Here is a 22,141-nt window from a genome sequence, read left to right as displayed (position 1 = left end):
CAACGTTCTGCCAATTTGGTGCATTGTTTAGAAGCAGCCATAAGTGGTACACTATAACTGGCAAAATATCAATAGAATTTCTTCGAGAAATAAAAAAAGTGGGAAGCAATACTTGTTGCACGGAACAGAGTCCTGCAAGATCAAGACGATCTGATGAGAACTGGCAATCAGCATAGCCCTGAAGGAGGAGCAACTCAGCCATGATTTTTACGAGAACCCCGCGTTCGCCAGGCAGCCTAGCCTGCCCCTTTATCGCTGGGCCGAAGATTATCGATCCGCTGCTCTTTGTTGGCCGCAAGGATGAGCTACGCACCCTTGCGGCCCGGATGAGCGGTGTGCAGCCAGTCAGCGTCAACGTGGTTGGCGAGCGGCGCATTGGCAAGTCGTCTCTGCTCTGGCAGTTCTACCGGACTTGGGAGCAGCGGGTGGACGTACCTGCCCGCTTTGCTGTGTTCTATGCTGACTTTCAGGAAGCTGATCCGCCGACTGAAGATGCCTTCTTTCAGCTTCTGGCAAAGCTGCTGCTGGCCCGCCCAGACCTGCCTCAAGATAGCCAGCTTGCAGCCGCGCTTACCGTCTCTCCCTTCACCTGCCAGGACTTTACCGCTGCCCTTGCTCTGCTGGCTGGGCGTGGCTTACTGCCGGTCTTCTGCTTGGATGAATTCGAGATGCTGCTGAAGCGCAAGGAGCAGTTTGGCGACCGCTTCCTTGATCACCTGCGGGGCCTGATGGATACCAGTCGATTGATGTTCATCGTTGCCAGCCGCAAGCCAGTAGTTGTGTATGTCAAAGAGCAGAAGCTAACTTCCAATGCGTTCAATAACGCCTACTTGCTGCGGCTGGGCGAGTTCAGGGATGAGGAGGCGGACGAGCTGCTTCTGCTGCCCAGTCCGCTTGCGCCTGCGCTAGAGCTAGAAGAACGCGCGCTGGCCAGGAAGTGGGGCGGCAGGCATCCGTATCTGCTCCAGCTTGCAGGACGGGTGCTGTTTGAAGCCAAGCGGGACGGCAAGAACCATGCTTGGGTAAAGAAGGAATTTGCGGCACAGAGCGAACAGCTGAAGAAAGAAAGCCTATGGAATCGTCCATTGTCGATAAAAGCAATTGCGCAGGGATACCGGAGTGCTCTGGGGATAATGGCCGATGATGCGGAGAGGTGCAGGAAAATTCTGCTGACACTTGTTCTACCGCTGCTCGTGCTGACCGGGCTGGCTTATGCCCTGCTGACTGGCAAGATGCCCCCGAAAGATGTGCTGGATTGGCTGCTGAAGCTGATCATCGGGAAATAGAAGCTGCTTTTCCGGGCTTCAAACGCCTCATTGCCAACCGGAAACGTGGCATTCCTTGTTGGCAATGAGGCGTTTGAAGCAGGGAATGACTCATTGCCAGCTTGGAATGAGGCATTTCCTGTTGGCAACGAGGCATTCGATGCTGGAAACGTGACGTTTGGAACAAGGAGTAAGGCATTGCCAACAAGGAATGAGGTATTTCCTGCTGGCAACGAGCCGTTTCCTATTGGCAATAAGGCATTCGATGCAGGAAACGCGGTATTTCAAGCAAAGAACATGGCGTTCGCAAGGCCAAACATTCCGCACCAACCAAGGAACACCCCATGCAATATGTGAAAGAATGCCTCCAGCTGCTGTACTGGATATACTTCAAGCCCTACACCCTCAAGCAGCACGTGCAGAGCATCTGCCCAGAGATTACCGATCCCTATAGGGATAACTTCTACCGCCGTTCGGCAGCAGCCAAGGCCAACCCACGCCTGAAGCGTTACGATGAGCAGGGCTGGTGGCTGAGTGCGCTGGTACCGATTGTTTTAGTCTTCCTGTATGTGCTGCTGGCGGAAGGCGTGTCTCGGCTTGTTGCTGGGCCTGATATATTGTACTTCGGCTGGTGGTTGAGCGGTCTGTTTCTGGTAGGCTGGCTGCTGGGGCAGATCGTTGTCCGAGCCATCCGAAGAAAGCTGGAGGAGAAAACGGCTTGGATACTGTTTATCGCGGCACTGGTACTGTATGTCGCTTCTGCGGTATTGCTCAAGCAGCTTGTCGCTGATCCTTTTACAAAAGCGGCACTAGCCGTGATGGGAGGCGTGACGGCAGGCATTGCGGGAGGCATAGGGGGAACCATGGCAGTTGGCGTGGTAGGAAGTGTGGCAGTCAGCGTGGCGTTAGGAGTGGTATTAGGAGTAGCGTTAGGAATAGCGGCCAGCGTGGCATTCGGCGTAGTATTAGGAGTGGCATTAGCGGATGCGGTCGGCGTGGCGGTGTTTGGCATTACGGGAGGCATAACTGGAAACGTGGCATTCTTTATACTCGGTATACTGCGGGTGTATTGCTGGCTGCCAGAGGTGCTGTGGATGTTCCCGCTCAGATTCTGGCCGGGCAAGGCTACGGCCAAGCTACCCTTGATGCCCACGCAGCTCGACCAGATTATCTATTTCCCCCTGCCTTTCCTTCCCGGCCTCATCGCCGAAGCCTATCAGGAGAACCAGGCTGCTGCCCGCCAGACTATTGATTACCTCATCACCTCCACCAATCAACAGAAGGCCGCAGGCAAAGCGGTCGTCGCCATTGCCGTGGAGGAGTTCCGCCGCTGCAAGGAAGCAGAGAACATTGCTGCTGTGCGCGAGCAGCTCGACTGGCTGCCTGCCAAGTTCGCCAGCCAGCAGCTGCAAGACTGCCTGGATATCTCGCAGGATGTCAGCGCGGCCTTGGAGGCCAGCTCTGTCTTTCGCCAAGAACAGCGGCTGGAGCAGGTTTGCGCAAAGATCATCCGCCTGCGCACTGGCTTGGCTGCTGCTTCTGCCCGCCAAGCTACAACCTTTGGTGGTGTGCTGGATCATTGGCTGCGGCTCCTGGAAAGCAAACGCCGCACCTTGCGGGAATCCGCCAAGCGCAGCGAGGAAATACCGCAGGTGTATCTGGCAGGCCCGGCCTTAGACCCGAACCGAGCAGGCAACCTGTTCAAAGGCCGCCGCGACCTCTTCCTCCAGATCGAAAGCCTGACGCTCTCAGCCCAGCGGCCCACCTTGGCCCTGCACGGCGGCAGACGCACCGGCAAAAGCTCGGCCCTCAACTATCTACCCAAGCAAATGCCTTCGGACATCCTGCCGCTCTTTGTTGACTGCCAAGGCATAGCTGCGTCCAGCACCTTGAGCGGCTTTGCCCAGCTCTTTGCCGAACAGCTTATTGCTTCCGCCCGCGCTGTGCAGCAGTTAGACTTGCCCGCCCCTGATAAGGACAACCTGAGCCGCGATCCATTCGCCGCTCTGCTTGGCTGGTTGGATGCGGTCGAGCAGGCAGCCAGCAGCAAGACCTTCCTCGTCTGCTTAGATGAGTTTGAACGCTTGGAAGAACTGATTACTACGACAGGCAGCCGCGCCCCGCTCAACTTCCTCCGCCATATCATCCAGCACCGCAACCGCTGGACGCTGCTCCTTGCCGGTGCGCACACGCCAGAGGAGCTGGCTCCGTACTGGAGCGATTACCTGATCAACACCCGCACCCTGCGCATCAGCTTCCTTGACCGGGACGACGCACTTGCGCTGATCCGCTCGCCAGTGGAGGAGTTCCCGGATATCTGGCCACCGGCTGCGGCTGAAGCGGTCTGGCAGCTCACTCAAGGCCAGCCGTATCTCACCCAGCTGCTCTGCCAAGAGGTCGTTGACCACCTTAACCGGAAGAAAGCCAAGGCCGCGCAGGTCAGCGATGTGGAGGAGATTCTACCTGCTGCCTTTGAGCACGGGCATTACTACTTTGATGAGTTCTGGCAGGCATTGAATAAGCAGCAGCGCAGCCTGCTTGCTGCCGTGGCCAAGGCGGAGCCAATCCCTCAGGAATTGATAACAGCCGCGCCTGGTCTGCTGCGCAAGGAGATTCTAATGCAGGAGAACGGCGGCTGGGTCTTCTGCGTACCGCTGCTTGCGCAGTGGCTTGTGGCAAAACTGCAAGCTGAGGAGGAAGAACTATGATCCGCTCAACCCGCTCTCTCTTAGAACAAGCCTGCGAGCAAGGGGAAATCCGGCGGCTTGATCTGCACCTTGGTCTCTTCCTAGAAAAGCAGGTCAGCAAAGTGGCTAAAGGCCAGAGCCGGAAAGCTCCAGAGGTGCTCCTAGCTGCAACTCTGGCCAGTGCCGCTGTGGGTAGTGGCCACGTTTGCTGGCCTTTGGCCCAGAACGCTGCTTTACCCGCTGCACTCCCTCCGAGCCTGCTGCCCGTCCCTTCCCGCTGGCGTAACAGCTTGCTAACCAGCGGGGTAGTTGGTCAGCCAGGAGAAATTGCGCCTCTGATCCTGGATCAACAGAATCGGCTCTACTTATACCGCTTTCATTGCTGCGAGGAACTGCTGGCCGCTGACCTTCGCCGCCGAGCCAGGGAGATCAGCACGGTTGATGCGCAGGCTGCTCTTCCTCTTTTGGCTCGGCTTTTTCCGCGCAACAACGATAACAACGAGCCTGATCTCCAGCAAACTGCGGCGGCTTTAGCTTTGCTCAAGCCGTTGCTGGTAATATCCGGCGGGCCAGGCACTGGCAAGACCTACACAGCCGCCCGCATTCTTGCCCTCTTGCAAGCCTTGCACTGCGGCGACAAACCGCTCCGTATGGCCTTGGCTGCACCCACTGGCAAGGCTGCTGCTCGGCTTGATGAGTCGATTCGGGCGGCCCGCCAGTCGCTTCCAGACGGCTTGGGCCACAACATGCCAGAGCAGGCCCAGACCTTACACCGCTTGCTTGGCGCACGACCTGGCACGAATGAATTTCGCCACAACCGCGACAACCCACTGCATCTTGACTTGCTGCTTGTTGATGAAGCCTCGATGATTGACGTGATGCTGATGGCTGCCCTGTTAGAAGCCTTGCCGCCACAGGCCAGATTGATCCTGCTTGGCGACCGCAGCCAGTTAGCCTCAGTCGAGGCAGGCAGCCTTTTTGCCGATCTCTGCGGCGATGGCAAGCCAGCTTGGTCAGCGCAACTCGGCGAGCAGCTGCGTTTGCTCATGGGCAACTGCCCGCACACTGTTGCCAAGCCAGGCGGGCCGCTGGCTGATTCCTGCATTCTGCTGCGCAAAGGCCATCGCTTCCAGGGCAGCAGCGGTATTGGCACCTTGGCCGCAGCCGTGAACAGTGGTTCGGTTGAAGAAGTTGAGCAGGTCTTGGCCGCAGGTTGGCCAGATTTAGAAATTGAACAGAGCAGAGGCCCCGAGCGGGAGGTCTGGTTGCGGGCGCAGATCCTGCGGGGTTTTCGGGAGATGGCAAGTGCAGCTTCGCTGGAACAGGGCTTTGCCGCCATGGAAAAATTCCGCTTTCTCTGCGCTGTTCACAAAGGGCCAAACGGCACGGAGGAGATCAATAACCTGGCTGCTGCGGTTTTGCGCCAGGCGGGCTTGATGCGCAACCAAGATCAGGCCAGGCCCATCATTATTTTGCGCAATCAGTACGACCTCCAGCTGTTTAACGGCGACACGGGCCTGCTTTGGCGCGACCGGAGCGGGCAGTTAAAAGCCTGGTTCCGGCGGCCAGACAATACCTTGCAGCCAGTCACGCCCTCGCTCCTGCCTGACTATGAAACCGCCTATGCCGTCACGGTGCACAAGGCCCAAGGCTCAGAATTTGAACAGGTCTTGCTCCTGCTACCAGAAGAAACAAGCCGCGTCCTCAGCCGCGAACTGCTTTATACTGGCATTACCCGCGCTCGGACCAAGCTGATTCTCTGTGCAGATCGAGAAATTCTCGCGACAACTGTGCGGGCAAGAACCCAACGCTACTCTGGACTTGGGGAAAAACTGCATGGCGTTGACTTTTCCGGCAAATAAGGGTAAGTCAAGTCAGATGAAGTTCTTTGCCTACCTTGTGACACCCTTGCCAGCTTATGACCGAATGAGCCAGAACCGCTCCTGCTGCTTTTGGACGGGCTTGGCCTTGAGAACAACGCCTTTCTACTGAGGATGACCGTCGAATCAAACACTGAACTGCACAGTCTGACTGTGCTGCTGGCTGAACACCAGGAACGCAACGCCTATCGCGCCCAGTTGCTGCATAATGTGGCCGCTTTGCACGAAGCCCTTGGCCATTTGGACGACGCGCTACCTTGCCATAAAGAGGCCCTGGCCATTCAGCAGGAACTTGGCGACCAGCAGGGCCAAGGCGCAAGCCTGAACAGCATCGCGGCCATTTATCATAGCCAAGGCCAATACGACACCGCGCTGGCTGCTTTCCAGCAGGCTCTGGTCATCGCGCAAGCAAACAATGATAAACAGGGTGAAGGCACCAGTCTCAACAATCTTGCGGCCATTTACCATGTCCAAGGCGAATTAGAACTGGCCCTCAATGCGCTTCAGCAGGCTCTGACCATCAGAAAAAAACTTGGTGACAAGGCCGGCGAGGGCGCAAGCCTGAATAACATCGGGGTGCTTTATCATGCCCAAGGTCATGAGGAGCTTGCCCTCGCTGCTTTCCAGCAAGCACTGGCAATTAGGCAGGAACTCAATGATAAGAAAGGCCAAGGCACCACGCTGAATAACCTTGCCCTGATTTACGATGTCCAAGGCAACTATGACATTGCACGCAACTATTTCCAACAGTCGCTGGCTATCTGGCAAGAACTGGGCGACAAGCAGGGCGAGGGCGCAAGTCTCAATAATATCGCCGGACTTTATCGTAGCCAAGGCGATACCAAGACCGCGCTCGACTATCGCCAGCAAGCCCTGGCCATTCAGCAGGAGATTGGCGATGCCGCTGGGATGTGCATCACGCTGTTCAACATTGGCCACCTCTACAGCGATCAGGGCAACGAGGAAAGAGCCTTGCAAACCTGGGCGTGGACGTATCTGCTGGCAAAACAAATCAATCGCGCCGAAGCCTTGCAGCGTTTGGAGCAATTAGCCAGGCAACTTGGCTTAGAAGGCGGCGTGCAGGTGTGGCAAAGCCTGGCCGAGCAGTTCAAGATGAGCGATACGAAGTAAGTTGGGCAGGAATGCTGCTCGGTTGGCAAGGAGTTTGGCTTGGCCGCAAAGGAGTTTGGCCGAGTAGGAAAGGAGTTGTACTCGGCAAGAAAGGAGTCTGGCCAAGCCACAAAGGAGTTTGGCTTGGCCGCAGAGGAGTTCTGCCGACTTGGAAAGGAGTTTGGCCGACTAAGAAAGGAGTCTGGCCAAGCCGCAAAGGAGTTTGGCCGACTCCAACTCCTTTGTTGCCGAGCCGAACTCCTGTGCAAGCGAGCAGAAAAGGAGTGTTTTAGCCGTGCAGAGCCTGGCGTGGTTGTTGTTTTCCTGGCAAGAGAGCTGCGTCTACATGATTTTCACTTCAGCTCGATATATTGGCCCGTTCGCAGAGAAACAGATTGACAAACAGAATTGCCGCTGGGGCTTTTTTACGATATAAAAGAAGGCAACATCTTGCCGGGCCGGGGGCGGCACGGCAGCTCATTGAGAAAAAAGGAGAACGACATGAACAGGAAAGAATCCGCAGCTAGATTCACCCTTGGAACGGCAGCAGCATGTTGCCTGCTGCTGGCCAGTACCGCCGCAGTAGCGCAGTATAACGATGCGCAGGGTGCTGGCAATCTTGAGCCGCTGGGTGGACAGCAAGCAGCTTCGGCAGCAGGCCAGCAAATGCCGGGTGGAATGCCTGACGTGAGTGGTATCCAGCAGAAGATGCAAGAGCAAATGATGCAGCAGATGATGCAACAGATGCAAGGCGCAGCACCAGCCGCGCAAATGCAGGGCGGAGCCATGCCGCAGGTAGATCCAGCCGGTGGCCAGCAGGCCGCAGCCGGAATGCCGGACGTAAGTGGCATTCAGCAGAAGATGCAAGAGCAAATGATGCAACAGATGATGCAGCAAATGCAAGGGGCAGTCCCTGCGGCCCAGATGCAAGGCGGAGCCATGCCGCAAGCAGCTCCAGCCGGGGGCCAACAAGTTCCTGGTGGCATGCCTGACGTGAGTGGTATCCAGCAACAAATGCAGGGGCAAATGATGCAACAGATGATGCAGCAAATGCAAGGCGCATCGCCTGCCGCGCAAATGCAAGGCGGGGCACCCCAGCAGGCCGCAGCGGGAATGCCAGACATGAGTGGCATGCAGCAGAAGATGCAAGAGCAGATGATGCAACAGATGCAGCAGCAAGTACAAGGTGCAGCCCCTGCTAGCCAGATGCCAGACCAGGCCATGCAGCAGGCTATGCCGACAGCTGTTCCTTCGGTTGTGCCCCAGCAAGTGTTTAGCGGGAATTCAGCCCCGCAAATGGTTCAACCAGGCGGCTTGCAGCTTGATGCAGCTCTTTCCAATGTCAAACTTGATCCAGCCATCCAGGCCGCTATCAATCAGAAGGCACAGGAATCTCTGAATCAGAACCTTTCCGGCAGTCACGTACTGCCAGGTACGCAGCCGCAGTTCAAGTTAAAGTAACAGACATCAGAGTTGGTTTTTTCCTGGTAGTCGCCGAAAAAAGCCATAGAGCAAACTGCCGATCAGGCCGAAAAATACTGCCATTGCGAGACGGGGCAGCTTCTTCGGTCTGACCGGCTCAGAGGGTTCAGGCTGCTCAATCACCGTTACATAGCCCTCTTTCATGCCTGCTTTCCGTATTTCCTCCACTTTGTTGAGCTGCTGGGCGTAGCGCGTCCGGCTCTCTTCGACCTCAGCCTCTAAACTGCTGAAGACTTTCTTCTGTTCAGCCTGCTGTTGGAGGCTCCTCGCTATCTGATTTAGCTCCCGCTGCACTGCCTCCTTGGCCCCCTGCTGCTCGGCATGGGCGGCACTGGCCTGAGCAATCTGGTCAACCAAACGCTCCACCGCCTTATCCGCCTGAATCTGCTGCCGCAGCAGCTTAAGCTGCTCCTCAACCGAAGCAATGAGCGGCTCTTTCGCGTCGTATTTGCGCATGATCTCCTGCCGGTAGAGCTTCATTTGCAGAAACTCCTCTTTGCTCTCTGCATCGCCCACAGGAAAAGCGGCAAACTGCTGCCGCAGCTTGGCCAGCTCTCCGGCCAACTCTTGCTCCTGCCGGGTTTCCTCCTCCAGCACGACCTCTAACCTGCCGCGCTTGATCTCAAGATACTGCATCTGCCAATCATCGCTATACAGGCGGCTGTTCTGCCGAAACATGGCCAGGACATTCTGCGCCTGCTGCATTTGCTGCCGGTGCAGCAACAGCTCCTCCTCAAGCAGGGAAGCCTGCGGTTCGTTCAGCTTCTTCAGCTCCAGCCCAATCAGCCTAATCACTGCACTGACCACCTCAACCGCCAATTGTTGCTCAGGATGCTGGAAGGTGATTTCGACAATACGGTCAGCTCCCTGCACTGGCTGTACCCGAAACCGCTGCTGAAACTGCTGCACCCGGCCCCCTTGGCTTGCCTGAGGGAAAAGTTGCTCTGCGCCAACAGCAGCCAACACCTGCTCGGCTAACGCATCGCTGTGCAGCACAGTCAACTCTGGTTTCATGTCCGGGCTGACCTGCCGTTTGCCCTGCCGGATCAGAATGCTGGAGCTGACCTTATATTCAGGAGGCAGGCACCGGATCATGAACACGGCTGCGGGCAGGGCAATCAGAAAAAAAACAGCGAGCATCCCAGCATGATGCGCTTTCATTCGGTTGAAAAAGTCGGGCATAGCTCTCATGGGTTTTCGTTATTCTCAGCAGACAGGCAACAGCACCTCATCGTCAGCAGCGGGGTGTTCTTACTCAATCATGCCTGGTTGCCGCAACCTGTTTCTCTCTTTCCGCTGCACAATTTCTTGCTTGACCTTGGCCGCAGCGGCAGGGTAGTAATAGGGTACCTGTTTATTTTTTACCCAGATCCCTGCGCAAACTGCAACTGTTTTTTCCCCCAGCTCATGAGCCAACCCAGCCAGCCAGCCAAGTCTTCTTTCCGGCTTCTTGCCCCGCCTCTGGCCATAGCCGGAGTAGTTCTGCTCCAGCTCGCTCCGGTTGCCGCCATGACCAAGGCAGCAGGCATTGCCGTACTGATCCTTGCCTTCTGGGCCACTGCGCTCATTCCCGAGCATCTCACAGCCTTGCTCTTCTTCCTGCTGACCCTGCTCTTTGCTGTTGCGCCGCCAGAGGTAGTGTTTTCGGGATTTTCCTCAGCAGCGGTCTGGCTCGTCTTTGGCGGCTTGATTGTCGGCGCAGCGATCAGCTCTACTGGCTTAGGTGACAGAATAGGCAAATATGCAGCCACCCGGCTGCACGGTAGTTACCTGAAAATCATCAGCGGCTTGGTTGCCGCAGTGGTGTTGTTCAGCTTTCTGATGCCTTCCTCGATGGGCAGAATCGTTCTCCTGACCCCTATTGCCTTGGCTATCGCCGATCACTTCGGCTTCAAGGAAGGCACAAAGGGGCGCACAGGGATTATGCTGGCTGTTATCCTTGGTACTTATATCCCCGCCTTTGGTATTCTGCCTGCCAATGTACCTAATGTGGTGCTGGCAGGCATGGCTGAGACGAAGTACAAAATTTCTCTGCTCTACGGCCCGTATTTGCTGCTCCATTTCCCGCTGCTGACTTTGGCCAAGGCCGTGATCATCGCGACCCTGATCATCCTTTTTTATCGAGATCAGCCAGTCGAGCAGCTTGAGCAAAATCAGCACAGCTCTGGCCCGCTAACCCGCAACGAGATCATTCTTTCCGCTGTGCTGCTGCTCATGCTTGTGCTGTGGATTACGGACTTTCTCCATCATATCTCACCGGCCTGGATCGCCTTGGGCGGAGCCTTCTTTTTGATGCTGCCCGGCATTGATATAGTCAGCTCGACACAGTTTAATCAGAAGCTGAACTGGGCTTCCATGGTCTTTACTGCCGGTATCCTCGGCTTAGGCGGCATGATCAGCAAGACTGGCTTAGACCATACCTTTGCAACTGCCCTGTTGAAACTGCTGCCTTTAGCCAAGGAGCAGGATTTCATAAATTACATGTCTGTCAGTTTAGCCTCTACGTTCACCGGGGTCATTACTACCCTGCCTGCGGTGCCTGCGGTCTTCACCCCGCTCACTGACAGCCTGGCTCAGGCCACTGGTCTGCCGGTCAAAGCCTTGCTCATGATGCAGGTGACAGGTTTCGCCACGGTGCTGCTGCCTTATCAGGGGCCACCAATTGTGGTAGGTCTTCAGCTTTCCGGGCAAAAACTCGCAGATGCCGCCAAGATCTGCGTCCCATTGGCCCTGATCACCGTCTTCGTCCTCCTACCGGTTAATTATTTCTGGTGGAAATTTCTGGACTGGCTGTAAATGATATGCTATTTCTGAACAATACTGTCGCGCCACCTTTGGCAGTTACCGGGTGACTTGTGGAATTCCCTTCTAATTCCAGGAACAAAAGGGCAGGACTTGAGCAAGTTGCTTGCCTGCTTTGATGCATTCAACAAAAAAGTGAGGAGAACAATGGCGAAAAAATTTGCAGCCCTGCTTTCAGGCTCTGTCCTGCTGACTGCCCTGGCTGCCCCCCCTGGTCATAGCTGTGTGGGCCGAATTCTCAATCTTTCCATTGATGGCTCGGCAGAGCAGAAGGCAGTAGGGCAGCTGATGGCGACTTACATCAATGAGCGCACCGGCACTACGGTTAACTTGGTGGAAAAGCAGCAGAGCGCGGACGGTACCTGCGCCACGGATGTCTGTATTCAGTACCTCAAGCCTGCATTGGTCAGTATGGGCGGCGAACAGCCCCAAGACGAGCAGGCAGCCTACAGCAAGGCCAAGGAATTCTATTTAGAAAACAAAAATATCGTCTGGCTGAAGCCTTTTGCCTTCAAAGGGCCAGTGGCGCAGCAGGCTGAGGCCTCAGTGGCAGTGCCTGTCTCTCCCCGTGAGGCCTTGGGCAAATTCCCTGTGCTGGACCGAGTGATCAATAAACTGAGCGGCATGGTCACTGATGCCCTTGTGCAGGAGATGATCCAGAAGAGCCAAGGCAGCGATCCGGCAGCAGCGGCCAAAGATATCCTTAAAGCACAGAAACTGATCTGAGAGGAGAAGACTATGCAAAAATTATTCTTCACTCTCTTTCTACTGGCGGTTTCCGTCGGTTCAGCTGCTGCGCACGGAGATATCTCCAAATTGCCTGACTCCGTGCAGATCATGCAGTACAAGATGCTGCTGTACATGGATGCTGAGGATACAGAAACCAAAAACAATCTGGCGATGGCCTATTTCCGCACCAAGCAGCTCGATTTGGCGGTGCAGGAGCTGGAAGGCGTACTGAAAAAGGATGCAAAGAATTTCGATGCGCTGGACGGCATGGGCCTTGTTCTTCTCAAACAGAAAAAGGCTGACGAGGCTCTGAAATATCTTGAGCAGGCCTTGGCGATCAACGACAAGGATGCTCTGCTGCATGTGCATTTTTCTGTAGCCTATGAGCAGCTCAAGCAGGCTGAACAAGCCGCAGCTGCCCTGAAGAAGGCAGGCGAGCTAGCTCCCGGCCCAGAAGGTGCTGCTGCTGTCCAGAACGAGATCAAGCTGATCACCCAGCCCTGAATCCCCCTTTCTCACCCCAAGGAAAACAATGAAGAAGATTAAGTACTATCTTTTGCTCGCTGCTGCCGTACTCTCGCTCCAGGCGTGCAGCGGCGAACAGGAAAAAAAGACCACTGCGGAAAGTACCGAGCCGCCGCTCCGCTTCTGCTATATGATCTGTGATAGCCGCGAGCTATCCTCTGAGCGCTTTGCCCCCTTCACCGCCTATCTGAGCGAAAAGCTCGGTCGCAAGGTGGAGATGGTATTAAAGAATACCTTTGATGTAGAAGCGGCAGCCAAGAACAAGGAGTTTGATTTCTTTCACGTCAACTCGGCAGTCGCGGTGGTACTGAAGGAACGGCACAAGGCCGATTTCTTGGGAGTAGATATACAGGGGCGAAACGGCCACAAAGCCACCGGTACCCTAATAGCCCGCAAGGAAAGCGGCATTAAGACCATTGCTGATATCAAAGGAAAAACTGTGCTCTTCGGCCCGGCCTTGGCTCCGTTCGGCTACATGGCCCAGTATGCGATGCTGCTGGATAACGGCATAGACCCAGAGACCGACCTTGCCCGTTATGACATTCCGCCTGGCTCGCTCAAGCATGACAAGATCATGTATGGCGTAGAATACGGCAAATACGACGTGGGTGCCGCACCGCGTATTGACCTCGACCGGATGGTCAAAAGCGAGATCATCGATCTGGATGACTATAACATCATTGCTGAAAGCGAACCCATGCCTTATTGCACCATCGGTGCGCTCCCGCATGTTGATCAGGGGCTGAAGGAGAAGGTCAAAAATCTGGCTCTCAATCTGAAAAAAGACGAGACCGTGTTGATCGATGGTGAAGTATTGAAGGTGTTGAAGCGGATGCATCTGGACGGCTTTGCCCCGGCAGTGGACAGCGAGTACGACATCATCCGGGAGAAGCTCAAACGCTGCAACATGGCTCCCTACGACAAGCACTAAGCGCACAACTTGCCCTTTAGAGAGGATACGATGAACTACATACTGTCTTTTTTTGCCGCTGCTGCTGCGATGTTTCTCAGCTTCCAGCCTGCTTTTAGTGCGGAAACGGTGGTCAACAAAGGGGTGATTGACAAGAACACTACCTGGTCAGGCGAGATATTGGTCAAGGGCGATGTCGAAGTTGCCGCAGGTGCGACCCTGACTATCATGCCTGGCACCACTGTTCGCTTCGCCAAGATTGAACCATTCGGCCCGGAAAAGCTGCACATCGAGAAGGACAACCATTTGCCTCGGATTGAGATTCTGGTGCGTGGCCTCCTTTACGCTCAGGGCACCAAGAAAAAGAAAATCACCTTTGCCAGCGCAGAAGCCTCACCCAAGCCCGGAGACTGGGGCGGGCTGAACTTTAACAGCAGCGTGGGCAATATCGTCGAGCATTGCATTATCATGCACGCAGATACTGGCGTGCATTGCCACTCCTCGCAGGTGGTGGTGGCCGCAAATGAGTTCAAGCATAACGGTACGGCCATTGGCAACAAGAACCTCAAGGACAACCCGGTCAAGTGCGTCATTCCGGTGCTGAACAACCTGATCACCGAGAACGGCGGCGGGGTGATTGTTGGAAACGGCATGAGTGTTTTCCGCAACGAGATTACCAAAAACGAGTTCTTCGGGGTTTATGGCAAGAACTGCGACTACGCGCCAGTGCGCTTCAACACCATCAGCAGCAACGGCAAAGGGGTCATTCTTTACGCAGTTAAAGCCATGCACCTGAGCGACAACAACATCACGGACAACACTGACTACAACCTGTCCATGCTTGAAGGCCAGGAGAAGGACATGGCCTTCCCCAACAACTGGTGGGGTACTGCGGATGAGCCGAAAATTCGTGAGAAGGTTCTGGATAAAATCGACGGCAGCGTCATCGGTAAGGCTGATCTGAGTAATTTTTACACAGCCGCTGTTGCCGGAGCCGGGATTCTCTGATATAGTCCGCCCATCATGAATCTTGCTCACCCTCTTGCCAGCGATCCGCTGGACTTGCTCACGAAAGCCGCGCTGGCCGGGCTGACAGTAGTCATGCTGTTCATGCTCGTACAGCAGCGGCTGACCGCTTCTCCGAACGCTGCCGAGTCTGGCGGCGTGGCGGGAGAGCTTCGGCGGATTGAGCTGCGGCTGGCTCAGGACAGGGTACTGTATCAGGAAGTAGCCGCCTTGGCCGAGCAACGGCAGTACGATGCGGCAATGGAAAAGCTGAAGGACGTGCAAAATGTGCATCCTGACAACCCTCGTTCGTTTCTCTGGCAGGCCCAGCTCCAGTACGACAACGGCGACCTTGCTGACGCGCTGGCCAGCTACCGTCAGGCCATTGACCATGAACCAGGCTACATAGACCGGAAATCGCCCATTTTTGTTGGCAAGGCCATTAAGAAAAACGTGCTGGAAGCAAAAGACAAATTGCAGCGCGAAGTCACGCTGAAGCCTAATGATCCTGACATCAAAAGGGCACTGAATGAACTGCTTTACGTCCAGCGGCGACTGGCTGGCGGATGTGAATAAATGGCGCGTTTGAAATTCCCTGATCTTGCTGTTACTACTGGCATTGTTCTCGGTGCGGGTGCGGTAATCCTGAGCCTGCTTGGCAATCCGGTCAACTCCGGCATCTGCATCTCCTGCTTTCTGGAGAATTTGGCTGGCTCGCTCCAGATGCACAATGTCAGTCGCATGAGCTACATCAGGCCGGAGCTGATCGGCTTCCTCCTCGGCTCCTTCCTGATGGCCAAGAAGATGCGGAGGTTCCGAGTGACTGGCGGTTCTTCGCCGGTCATCCGTTTTCTGCTCGGCTTCTTCATGATCGTCGGCTGTGGGGTCTTCATCGGCTGCCCGATCAAGATGATTCTCCGTTTGGCCGCTGGCGATTTGACTGCGATCGCTGCTCTGCTGGGCCTGATGTTCGGCATCTGGCTTGGCAGCCGCTACATCCGCGCCGGGTCGGTCTTGGACAGAGACAAAGAACTGCCACTGATAAACGGCTACATCTTGCCCGGCATCGGCCTGCTTCTGCTGGTTTTCGCCCTGCTTCAGCCTGCGTTTATTCAGCAAGGAGCCACAGGCCCGGCGGCCCAGCACGCGCCAATGTTGATTTCTTTAGCAGTCGGCCTGCTGATCGGTGCGCTGTCGCAGCGGTCTGGCCTCTGCATCACCGGTGGCCTGCGCAACTTCTTCCTTTTCCGCGAGAAAACTCTGCTCATGGGCATCATTGCCGCCTTTGGCTCGGCCATGCTGATTTCTCTGTTTGTTGCCCTGCTGCACAAGTTCGGTGTGACTGAGCAGGCTAGCTTTAGCCTTGGTTTCTCCGAGCAACCCGGCTCGCATCCCAGCAATCTCTGGAGCTTTTTAGCGATGGTGCTGGTCGGCTTGGCAGCAGTGATTGTGGATGGCTGCCCGTTCCGTCAGCTCATCAAGGCGGGCCAAGGCGATGTGGACGCGGGCCTCACCTGCTTTGGAATGCTGACCGGCGCGGCCTTTGTCGTTAGCTGGCAGCTCCGCAGCACCTCGGCTGGCCCGGAATTCAACGGCAAGATTGCCACGCTGGCTGGGTTGATCTTTTGCTTGACGGTGGTGCTGGCGTATCGGAGGAAGGCTGCGTCTTATACAGGATAAGAAGATGGAAAGTTTCCATATATCAACACAGTTATATGTATATAGACAAATAACAGATGGATCAATTTTTATCACGCCTTCTGGATAAATATGGGCTGCTACGTATATTCATTGCAGCATTATTAGGTGTCGTTATTTTGTGGTCTTTAGCACACTTCACTTCCGCATCAGGTAGCAATGTATCGGTTTTGTGGGGGCTGGTTCAATATACAAAGAAGAATAATACAGATAGCGCGATCTCAATAAAGCAGCAACAGGCATTTAATCAGAAGCAGAAGACGGGTGAATCGTCTACTGTAGCGTTTCTTACTTCAGCAGAAAATATTGTGGTAAAGCAGCAACAGGCATTTAATCAGAAGCAGAAGACGGGAGAATCGTCTACTGTAGCGTTTCCTACTTCAGCAGAAAATATTGTGGCAGTCCATGGTATCCAAGAGAAGAAAGTTAATAGCATATTGCAATCACTCCGTTCTCGACGGCAGCTTCGAGCTTTGGAAATTTTAGAATCTGGTCAAACAATCGCTGAAATACCAAGAGGTACATATTTCTTTGTTTCCATTTTTTATATGACTTTTTCTGAAGGAAGTATGACTGAAAGTTTAACCAACAAGATTGTTAATCGTTTTGGAGATGGCAGTGCTTATTTCGAGATTCATTATCCACAAAATAGCTCACCTATCCTTATTGGATTCACATCGGAAAGCGATGCAGTAAATATTGCGAGTCCTTCTCATGGCGTTCAGAGCGTATCCATTAGTGCGCTGCCGTGGGAAAAAATGTCATCTCTAATAGCTGTGCCTACCGACAAAATAATCTCAGCAAGTGACCGCCGTATTGATCTTGCCAAAGGCCACCAAATGTTGGTTATAGATGCTGAGATTAAATAGTTGCAATCGTTATGGCCTGTTCGATTTATGATAAAGTACAATCTTTGATTATATCGCCTTAGAAAAACAAGATACCCCATGAACTGGTTCAAAAAAAAGGAAAAGCCCCAAGAGCCTCAGCACGAGAATGTCACTCGCGGTCTGCTGATCTTCGCCCATCCGACCACCGTCATTGCGGTGGAAGAGCTGCTGCGTGACGAGGGTTACAAAATCCGGGTGGTCAGCCCGCCGCCTGCCTACCGCACCGGCTGCGACCTGAGCGTGGAATTCCCGCTGGAAGCAGAGGCGGCTATCACTGAGCTGCTCAACGCGGTCAAGCTGCATCCGATTGATGTGGTGCCGATCACCACCGAAGGCATGGAGCCGCTGCACTTTGTCCGCAAGAAATGGTACGGCAGCAAGTATCTGATGGTCAGGGCGGCGAACATGAAAATCACCGTTGACGCGGAGACCAAGATCATCGTCAATATCTCCGGCGGCGGCTGCCCGGACGTGCCCTATCTCGCCACGACCATGATCGGCAAGCGGTTAGACGAAGCACCCGCGCCGGACGAAGTCGGCTTCTCCCTCTGCGCCTATTCCCTCAACACCGCCCGGGAAGAGATGATCCGGGAACTTGGAGCGTAATCATGCTGCTGTTAGTCGGCGCGGTTCCTGCTGACCGCCTTCCCCTGCTCATCGGCCCGGTCTCATTGAGCGAACGCGGCATCAAGATTGACGGTCACGAGCTGCCCATTAACCGGGGCAACGAGGCGATGATGAAGGCCGCCAGCCTGATCTGCCAGGAATACGGCGTGGAGATGCCAGTGGGCATGGTGGCGGGCGACATTGGCAAGCGCGAGGGCAGCACGGCGATTTACAATCATCTCGCGGAGAATCTGCCGACGATGGGGGTCAATGTGATGACCATGCACTACGTGATGCCTGATCTCAAGCTGAACAAAAAGGTGCTGGCGACCGTTGCCACCATGCGCGAGAAGCCGCTGATGATTGCTGACGCAGGCAGCATGTATGTGGCCAAGGCGGGCGGTGATGCCAAATATTATGATGTCTTCACCCCAGACATCGGCGAGGCCACCTTTCTGGCGGATGAAAAGGCCGATCATCCGGCGTACACGCGCGGCTTCATCTTCAATATGGAAGACGACGTGCCGGAGCTGATCCGACGGGCCTACGCGGGCGGCAATGCCACCAAGACCATGTTTGTCAAAGGGGCTGTTGATTACATCTGCCAGGACGGCGAGATTGTTGACACCATCAGAGAACCGAGCATCGAGACTATGGAGCCAATCGGCGGCACGGGCGACTTGATCACCGGCATGATCAGCGGCCTGATGCACGCTGGCCGCAGCCCGCTGCTCGCCTGCCGCATTGCTGGCCGCGTGAACCGTGCTGCTGGAGAATTAGCCAATCCCACCCCGGCCACGCAGGTGGAGGAAATCCTCCGCTGCCTGCCCAAGGCATTGGCGAAAGTGCATAAGGAGCTGGGGCTGTGAGCCTGTTTACCGCTGTGGTTGAATATTGCAAAGATACTCATCTTTATGTAGGCTATGTTCCCTATTTTCCCGGAGCGCACTCGCAAGGGGAAACGCTGGATGAGCTGAACAGGAATCTGAAGGAAGTCATCGAAATGCTGCTTGAAGACGGCGAACCTTCGTTCACTTCCGAGTTTGTCGGCACCCAGCAGATTGCAATCGCTTGATGGCAAAGATTCCTCCGCTGAAACCGCAGGAAGTGATTCGTCTGCTTGTGCTGCTCGGCTTCCATGAAGTGCGGCAGCGGGGTTCGCACAAGCAGTTCCGGCACGCTGACGGACGGGCAACGACTGTTCCCTTCCATCAAGGAAGGGACATTTCTCCGATCCTCCTGCGGCAGATTGCCAAGGACATAGAAGTCTCGGCTGAAGAGCTTCTTCATGTCAAGACAAACAGTTAAGCCATGCAGAACAAATTCCTCGGCACCGGCCATCAAGGTTTTCATCCGCTCCGCAAGATGCGGATTGCTTTGTCCGGCGCACGTTATGCTGTGCTGCATGATTTTGCCGTCGCCTACAAGGTCGTGCTGTCGGCTGTAATTTTGCTCTGGTGCTTCTGGTATCGGCAATGGATTGATTTCAGCATCGTCTTTCTGGCAACTGGGATGATGATGGTTGCTGAAATATTCAACACGACCATAGAGGCTCTCTGCGATTTCCTTGAGCCGCAGGAAAACGCCAAGATCGGCATCATCAAAGACATTGCGGCGGCAGCAGCGGGCATCAGCATTCTGGTTTGGGGAGTCACGCTGTCGCTGGAGGCCGTCCACGTCTGGCAGGCGATGCGCTAAGAAGCAAAATTCTATCAAGGAGAAAACATCATGAACTGCAATCAATGCTGTCCGATAGGAAAACTCCAGACTATTCTTCTGGCCACCGACGGAACGGAATACAGCGAAGGTGCTGTACGGGAAGCGATCAACTTTGCCAAAAAGTGCGGCAGTACCATTTATGCCATTTCTGTACTGCGGACGATGGCTGACTATGAAGGTTTCTCAGCGCAAGCTGCTGAAGAGTCTTTGGAGGCCAGTGCCAAAGAGCATCTTGCGAAGCTCAAAGCACGGGCGGAGCAGGCAGGGGCCAAGTGCGAGACCATCCTTGCGAGCGGCGAGCCGCATCAGTGCATTGTCGAGGCAGCAGAAGCAAAGAATGTTGACATGATTGTGGTCGGACGGCGCGGCGCAAAATGGCTGGACAAACTGTTGCTCGGCGAAGTGGCGGCAAAGGTGATCGGCTATTCCTCGCGCAAGGTGCTTGTTGTGCCCAGAGCAGCAAACATCACCTATCAGAACATCCTTGTCGCAACAGATGGCTCTTCCAACAGCGAAGCGGCGGTGCAGGAAGCCGTGGCAATCGCCAAGCAGTGCGGCGGCAAGATCATTGCCCTCTCTTCTATTCGCACCATTTATGAGCAGGACAACGCGACCGCCAACGTCAACAAGGTTGTCGAGCTTGGCAAGAAAGAAGGTGTCGCTGTTGAAACGCTGACTCCGATGGGCCGGTCGTATGAGGCGATTGTCGAGGCTGCGGGCGGTAGAGGCGTTGATCTGATCGTTGTCGGCACTTACGGCAAAACCGGTTTGACCAAGATGCTCATGGGCAGCTCGACCGAACGGGTGATCGGCTTAGTCGGCTGCGCGGTCATGGTGGTGAAAGGCGAAGGCGGCAAGGCAGCGACAGTTTAAATATACTTTTCCTCCACTTCATGAGCTGGCAGCACGAAATACGCCTGATACGGCTTCCCCGTTCCGTCTGGGACAGCATCATCGCCCATTGCCGAAGAAAGCTGGCCGGTGAGTTCCTGCCCGGTGAGAGTCCGGTGAAAAGGGCTTTTGGCATCTTGGCCGGACTGCGTGAGGGCGACGCGCTGCACGTGCGTCAAGTTCTGCCGGTCAAGAAGAACGCCCGCAACGTCGAGCCATTAAAGAGCTTCATGGACAAGCTCATGGAGCAGCACGCCGTGCCTTCAACCACGCCGATGGATCAGCGCGGCTGGGTGACTGACCCGTTTGAGTTCAAGCAGTGCATGGACTTATGCAAGCGCGACGGTCTGACCATGTTCGGGGCCTACCACATTCACGTGGTGCCGTGGCCCGGCGACCCGCTGCGCGACACCCCGACCGGCTTGGATGCCGTCTTGGTCAAAGGCAGCAAGATGTATTCCTTCATCATTTCGATGGTCAATCCTGAGCAGCCGATCATCCGCGCCTTTTATGAAGGCGAGATCAGCGCGGAAACTCCCATTCGCATCGAAGAATAACCAATAAACCTTCCCATGTCCGGCAGCGGAATGAAACAGTCTGAACTTATTGTTGAATACACTGACCCGCTGGAAGGATTCAAGGGCTGGTTAGTCATTGATTCGTTGACCCACCGCATGGCCGCAGGCGGCATGAGAGTGCAGCTCGGCCTGACCCGCGAGATGGTGCAGGAACTGGCCGCGACCATGACCCTGAAGATGCGCATCGCAGGCATCCGGGCGGACGGGGCCAAGTGCGGCATTGACTACGATCCTGCAAGTCCGGGCAAGTCCGAAGCGATGTTCCGTTTCATTCGGGCGATCAAACCGTTTCTGCTCGAACGCTATTCGATGGGGCCGGACCTCAACACGACCATGCCGGAGCTGGACGCAGTCTGCGCCCGCATCGGCATTCCCTCGATCAAGGCGGTCATTGCCAAATGTCAAGGCTTCACGCCTGAAGCCTTCAGCGAGCGAGTGCAGCTCCTCAAACAGCCGGTCGGACACGCAACCCTGAGCAGGCTGCGTTCGGGCGCGGGCTTGGCCGCATCCTGCTTGGCCGCTTTGGAATTCCTCAATATTCCCCTGCCGGAAGCGCGGGTGGTGATTCAGGGCTTCGGCGGTCTGGCCGCAGGCGCATCCTATTTTCTCCATCAGGCCGGAGTCCGCATCATCGCCTTGGCCGACCGGGAACGCAGCCTGTGCAGCATCAACGGCACCCCGCTCGACCTGCCCGCGCTGCTGGCTGGCGCGGCCTGCAAAGGGCTGATTCCATCAGCGCAGGATGCCAGCAAGTTTCAGTATGGTGACAAGAGAGACATCTACAATATATCCTGCGATGTCTTTGTTCCTGCGGCGATAGAGCGGGCTGTTGATGTGCAGGAGGCCGAAACCATGCAGGTCAAGGCCATTGCTTGCGGCGCGAACCTCGCTGTGACCGACGAGGCCGAGGCCGTCCTGCACCGGCGCGGCATTCTGCTTATTCCCGATATGGTCGCAGGCTGCGGCGGTTCGCTCTCCATGCAGGGCCTGTTTGGGCCGGACGAGTCGCATTCAGTGCAGGATGTGCTCAATCACGTTGACCGCAAGACCCGCCGCATCGTCAAAAACATGCTCCAGCGCAGCCGCGAGGAGGGCATCTCCCCGCGCGAGGCAGCCCTGCGCATCTGCGCCGAGACCCCGCTGTATCCTGATACTCGGCCTTACGGCGAGCTGTAGCGATATAAAAAGCTCCTCAACCGAGCATCGATATTTTTTTCTGAGAGCTTTTGCCTGCGCCCATTTATGCTCAATCGGATTAAGATCAGGAGAGTAAGGTGGCAGGAATTCAAGTTGATGTCCACATGAAGAGATGGCCTCCTGAATGTCATCACGTTTGTGAAAGGCTGCATTATCCATCACGACGA

At 55.4% G+C, this 22,141-nt stretch carries 23 protein-coding genes and 1 pseudogene; 22 read left to right on the top strand and 2 right to left on the bottom strand.

All coding sequences use genetic code 11. The features are described 5' to 3' along the window. Positions 1-200 precede the first annotated feature (200 nt). The 6 genes from ACNKIB_RS03095 (at position 201) to ACNKIB_RS03070 (ending at position 8,403) form a co-directional block, all read left to right on the top strand. On the top strand, positions 201-1,286 hold the full coding sequence (locus ACNKIB_RS03095) for an ATP-binding protein (RefSeq protein ID WP_417909080.1): 1,086 nt from the start codon (positions 201-203) through the stop codon (positions 1,284-1,286). Between the two features lie 323 nt (positions 1,287-1,609). Beyond that, complete coding sequence (locus ACNKIB_RS03090) at positions 1,610-3,973, top strand: AAA family ATPase (RefSeq protein ID WP_417909079.1); 2,364 nt, start codon at positions 1,610-1,612, stop codon at positions 3,971-3,973. Continuing rightward, complete coding sequence (gene recD, locus ACNKIB_RS03085) at positions 3,970-5,814, top strand: exodeoxyribonuclease V subunit alpha (RefSeq protein WP_417909078.1); 1,845 nt, start codon at positions 3,970-3,972, stop codon at positions 5,812-5,814. Before ACNKIB_RS03090 ends, recD begins: the two co-directional genes overlap by 4 nt. Before the next feature lie 132 nt (positions 5,815-5,946). Next, positions 5,947-6,963, top strand: coding sequence for a tetratricopeptide repeat protein (locus ACNKIB_RS03080; protein ID WP_417909077.1), 1,017 nt, complete (start codon positions 5,947-5,949; stop codon positions 6,961-6,963). A gap of 39 nt (positions 6,964-7,002) precedes the next feature. After that, positions 7,003-7,341 carry a hypothetical protein gene (locus ACNKIB_RS03075; RefSeq protein ID WP_417909076.1) on the top strand — a complete coding sequence of 113 codons (339 nt, stop codon included), beginning with the start codon at positions 7,003-7,005 and terminating at the stop codon, positions 7,339-7,341. Between the two features lie 102 nt (positions 7,342-7,443). Next, positions 7,444-8,403 carry a hypothetical protein gene (locus ACNKIB_RS03070; protein WP_417909075.1) on the top strand — a complete coding sequence of 320 codons (960 nt, stop codon included), beginning with the start codon at positions 7,444-7,446 and terminating at the stop codon, positions 8,401-8,403. A 6-nt stretch (positions 8,404-8,409) separates the two neighbouring features. Here ACNKIB_RS03070 and ACNKIB_RS03065 read toward each other — a convergent pair whose 3' ends face one another. Then, on the bottom strand, positions 8,410-9,606 hold the full coding sequence (locus tag ACNKIB_RS03065) for a GNVR domain-containing protein (protein WP_417909074.1): 1,197 nt from the start codon (positions 9,604-9,606) through the stop codon (positions 8,410-8,412). Positions 9,607-9,831: 225 nt separating this feature from the next. Between ACNKIB_RS03065 and ACNKIB_RS03060 the strand changes: the two genes are divergently transcribed. From ACNKIB_RS03060 to ACNKIB_RS02985, 16 genes are all read left to right on the top strand, one after another. Continuing rightward, positions 9,832-11,220: an SLC13 family permease gene (locus ACNKIB_RS03060; RefSeq protein ID WP_417909073.1), complete on the top strand. Its 1,389-nt coding sequence runs from the start codon at positions 9,832-9,834 to the stop codon at positions 11,218-11,220. Between the two features lie 153 nt (positions 11,221-11,373). Next, positions 11,374-11,952, top strand: a complete 579-nt coding sequence (locus ACNKIB_RS03055; RefSeq protein WP_417909072.1) for a hypothetical protein — start codon at positions 11,374-11,376, stop codon at positions 11,950-11,952. Positions 11,953-11,964: 12 nt separating this feature from the next. Continuing rightward, on the top strand, positions 11,965-12,459 hold the full coding sequence (locus ACNKIB_RS03050; RefSeq protein ID WP_417909071.1) for a tetratricopeptide repeat protein: 495 nt from the start codon (positions 11,965-11,967) through the stop codon (positions 12,457-12,459). 28 nt (positions 12,460-12,487) lie between these two features. Next, positions 12,488-13,411, top strand: a complete 924-nt coding sequence (locus ACNKIB_RS03045; protein ID WP_417909070.1) for a phosphate/phosphite/phosphonate ABC transporter substrate-binding protein — start codon at positions 12,488-12,490, stop codon at positions 13,409-13,411. Between the two features lie 30 nt (positions 13,412-13,441). Beyond that, the gene (locus tag ACNKIB_RS03040; RefSeq protein ID WP_417909069.1) at positions 13,442-14,398 is read left to right on the top strand and encodes a NosD domain-containing protein; all 957 of its coding nucleotides are present in this window, start codon (positions 13,442-13,444) and stop codon (positions 14,396-14,398) included. A 15-nt stretch (positions 14,399-14,413) separates the two neighbouring features. Then, positions 14,414-14,971 carry a hypothetical protein gene (locus tag ACNKIB_RS03035; RefSeq protein ID WP_417909068.1) on the top strand — a complete coding sequence of 186 codons (558 nt, stop codon included), beginning with the start codon at positions 14,414-14,416 and terminating at the stop codon, positions 14,969-14,971. Further along, positions 14,972-16,075 (top strand): YedE family putative selenium transporter, encoded by a 1,104-nt coding sequence (gene yedE / locus ACNKIB_RS03030; protein WP_417909067.1) that lies wholly within the window; start codon positions 14,972-14,974, stop codon positions 16,073-16,075. A 56-nt stretch (positions 16,076-16,131) separates the two neighbouring features. After that, positions 16,132-16,962, top strand: a complete 831-nt coding sequence (locus tag ACNKIB_RS03025) for a hypothetical protein (RefSeq protein ID WP_417909066.1) — start codon at positions 16,132-16,134, stop codon at positions 16,960-16,962. Positions 16,963-17,040: 78 nt separating this feature from the next. Then, complete coding sequence (locus ACNKIB_RS03020; RefSeq protein WP_417909065.1) at positions 17,041-17,589, top strand: DUF3343 domain-containing protein; 549 nt, start codon at positions 17,041-17,043, stop codon at positions 17,587-17,589. A gap of 2 nt (positions 17,590-17,591) precedes the next feature. Beyond that, positions 17,592-18,458: an NAD(P)H-hydrate dehydratase gene (locus ACNKIB_RS03015; protein ID WP_417909064.1), complete on the top strand. Its 867-nt coding sequence runs from the start codon at positions 17,592-17,594 to the stop codon at positions 18,456-18,458. After that, complete coding sequence (locus ACNKIB_RS03010) at positions 18,455-18,664, top strand: type II toxin-antitoxin system HicB family antitoxin (protein ID WP_417909063.1); 210 nt, start codon at positions 18,455-18,457, stop codon at positions 18,662-18,664. The genes ACNKIB_RS03015 and ACNKIB_RS03010 overlap by 4 nt, the downstream gene beginning before the upstream one ends. Continuing rightward, the gene (locus ACNKIB_RS03005) at positions 18,664-18,897 is read left to right on the top strand and encodes a type II toxin-antitoxin system HicA family toxin (RefSeq protein WP_417909062.1); all 234 of its coding nucleotides are present in this window, start codon (positions 18,664-18,666) and stop codon (positions 18,895-18,897) included. The genes ACNKIB_RS03010 and ACNKIB_RS03005 overlap by 1 nt, the downstream gene beginning before the upstream one ends. A 3-nt stretch (positions 18,898-18,900) precedes the next feature. After that, the gene (locus ACNKIB_RS03000; RefSeq protein WP_417909061.1) at positions 18,901-19,287 is read left to right on the top strand and encodes a diacylglycerol kinase; all 387 of its coding nucleotides are present in this window, start codon (positions 18,901-18,903) and stop codon (positions 19,285-19,287) included. A gap of 30 nt (positions 19,288-19,317) precedes the next feature. After that, positions 19,318-20,181, top strand: a complete 864-nt coding sequence (locus ACNKIB_RS02995; RefSeq protein ID WP_417909060.1) for a universal stress protein — start codon at positions 19,318-19,320, stop codon at positions 20,179-20,181. A 20-nt stretch (positions 20,182-20,201) separates the two neighbouring features. Further along, on the top strand, positions 20,202-20,756 hold the full coding sequence (locus ACNKIB_RS02990) for a hypothetical protein (protein WP_417909059.1): 555 nt from the start codon (positions 20,202-20,204) through the stop codon (positions 20,754-20,756). Between the two features lie 30 nt (positions 20,757-20,786). Continuing rightward, positions 20,787-21,953, top strand: coding sequence for a Glu/Leu/Phe/Val dehydrogenase dimerization domain-containing protein (locus tag ACNKIB_RS02985; RefSeq protein ID WP_417909058.1), 1,167 nt, complete (start codon positions 20,787-20,789; stop codon positions 21,951-21,953). A gap of 45 nt (positions 21,954-21,998) precedes the next feature. Here the strand turns inward: ACNKIB_RS02985 and ACNKIB_RS02980 are convergent. After that, positions 21,999-22,133: pseudogene (locus ACNKIB_RS02980) on the bottom strand (transposase); the annotation flags it as partial. Between the last annotated feature and the right edge of the window lie 8 nt (positions 22,134-22,141).

Source organism: Candidatus Electronema sp. PJ (assembly GCF_048287395.1).
Lineage (GTDB): Bacteria > Desulfobacterota > Desulfobulbia > Desulfobulbales > Desulfobulbaceae > Electronema.
The sequence above is the reverse complement of the archived record's forward strand: the minus strand, read 5'-3'. Positions and strand labels throughout refer to the sequence as shown.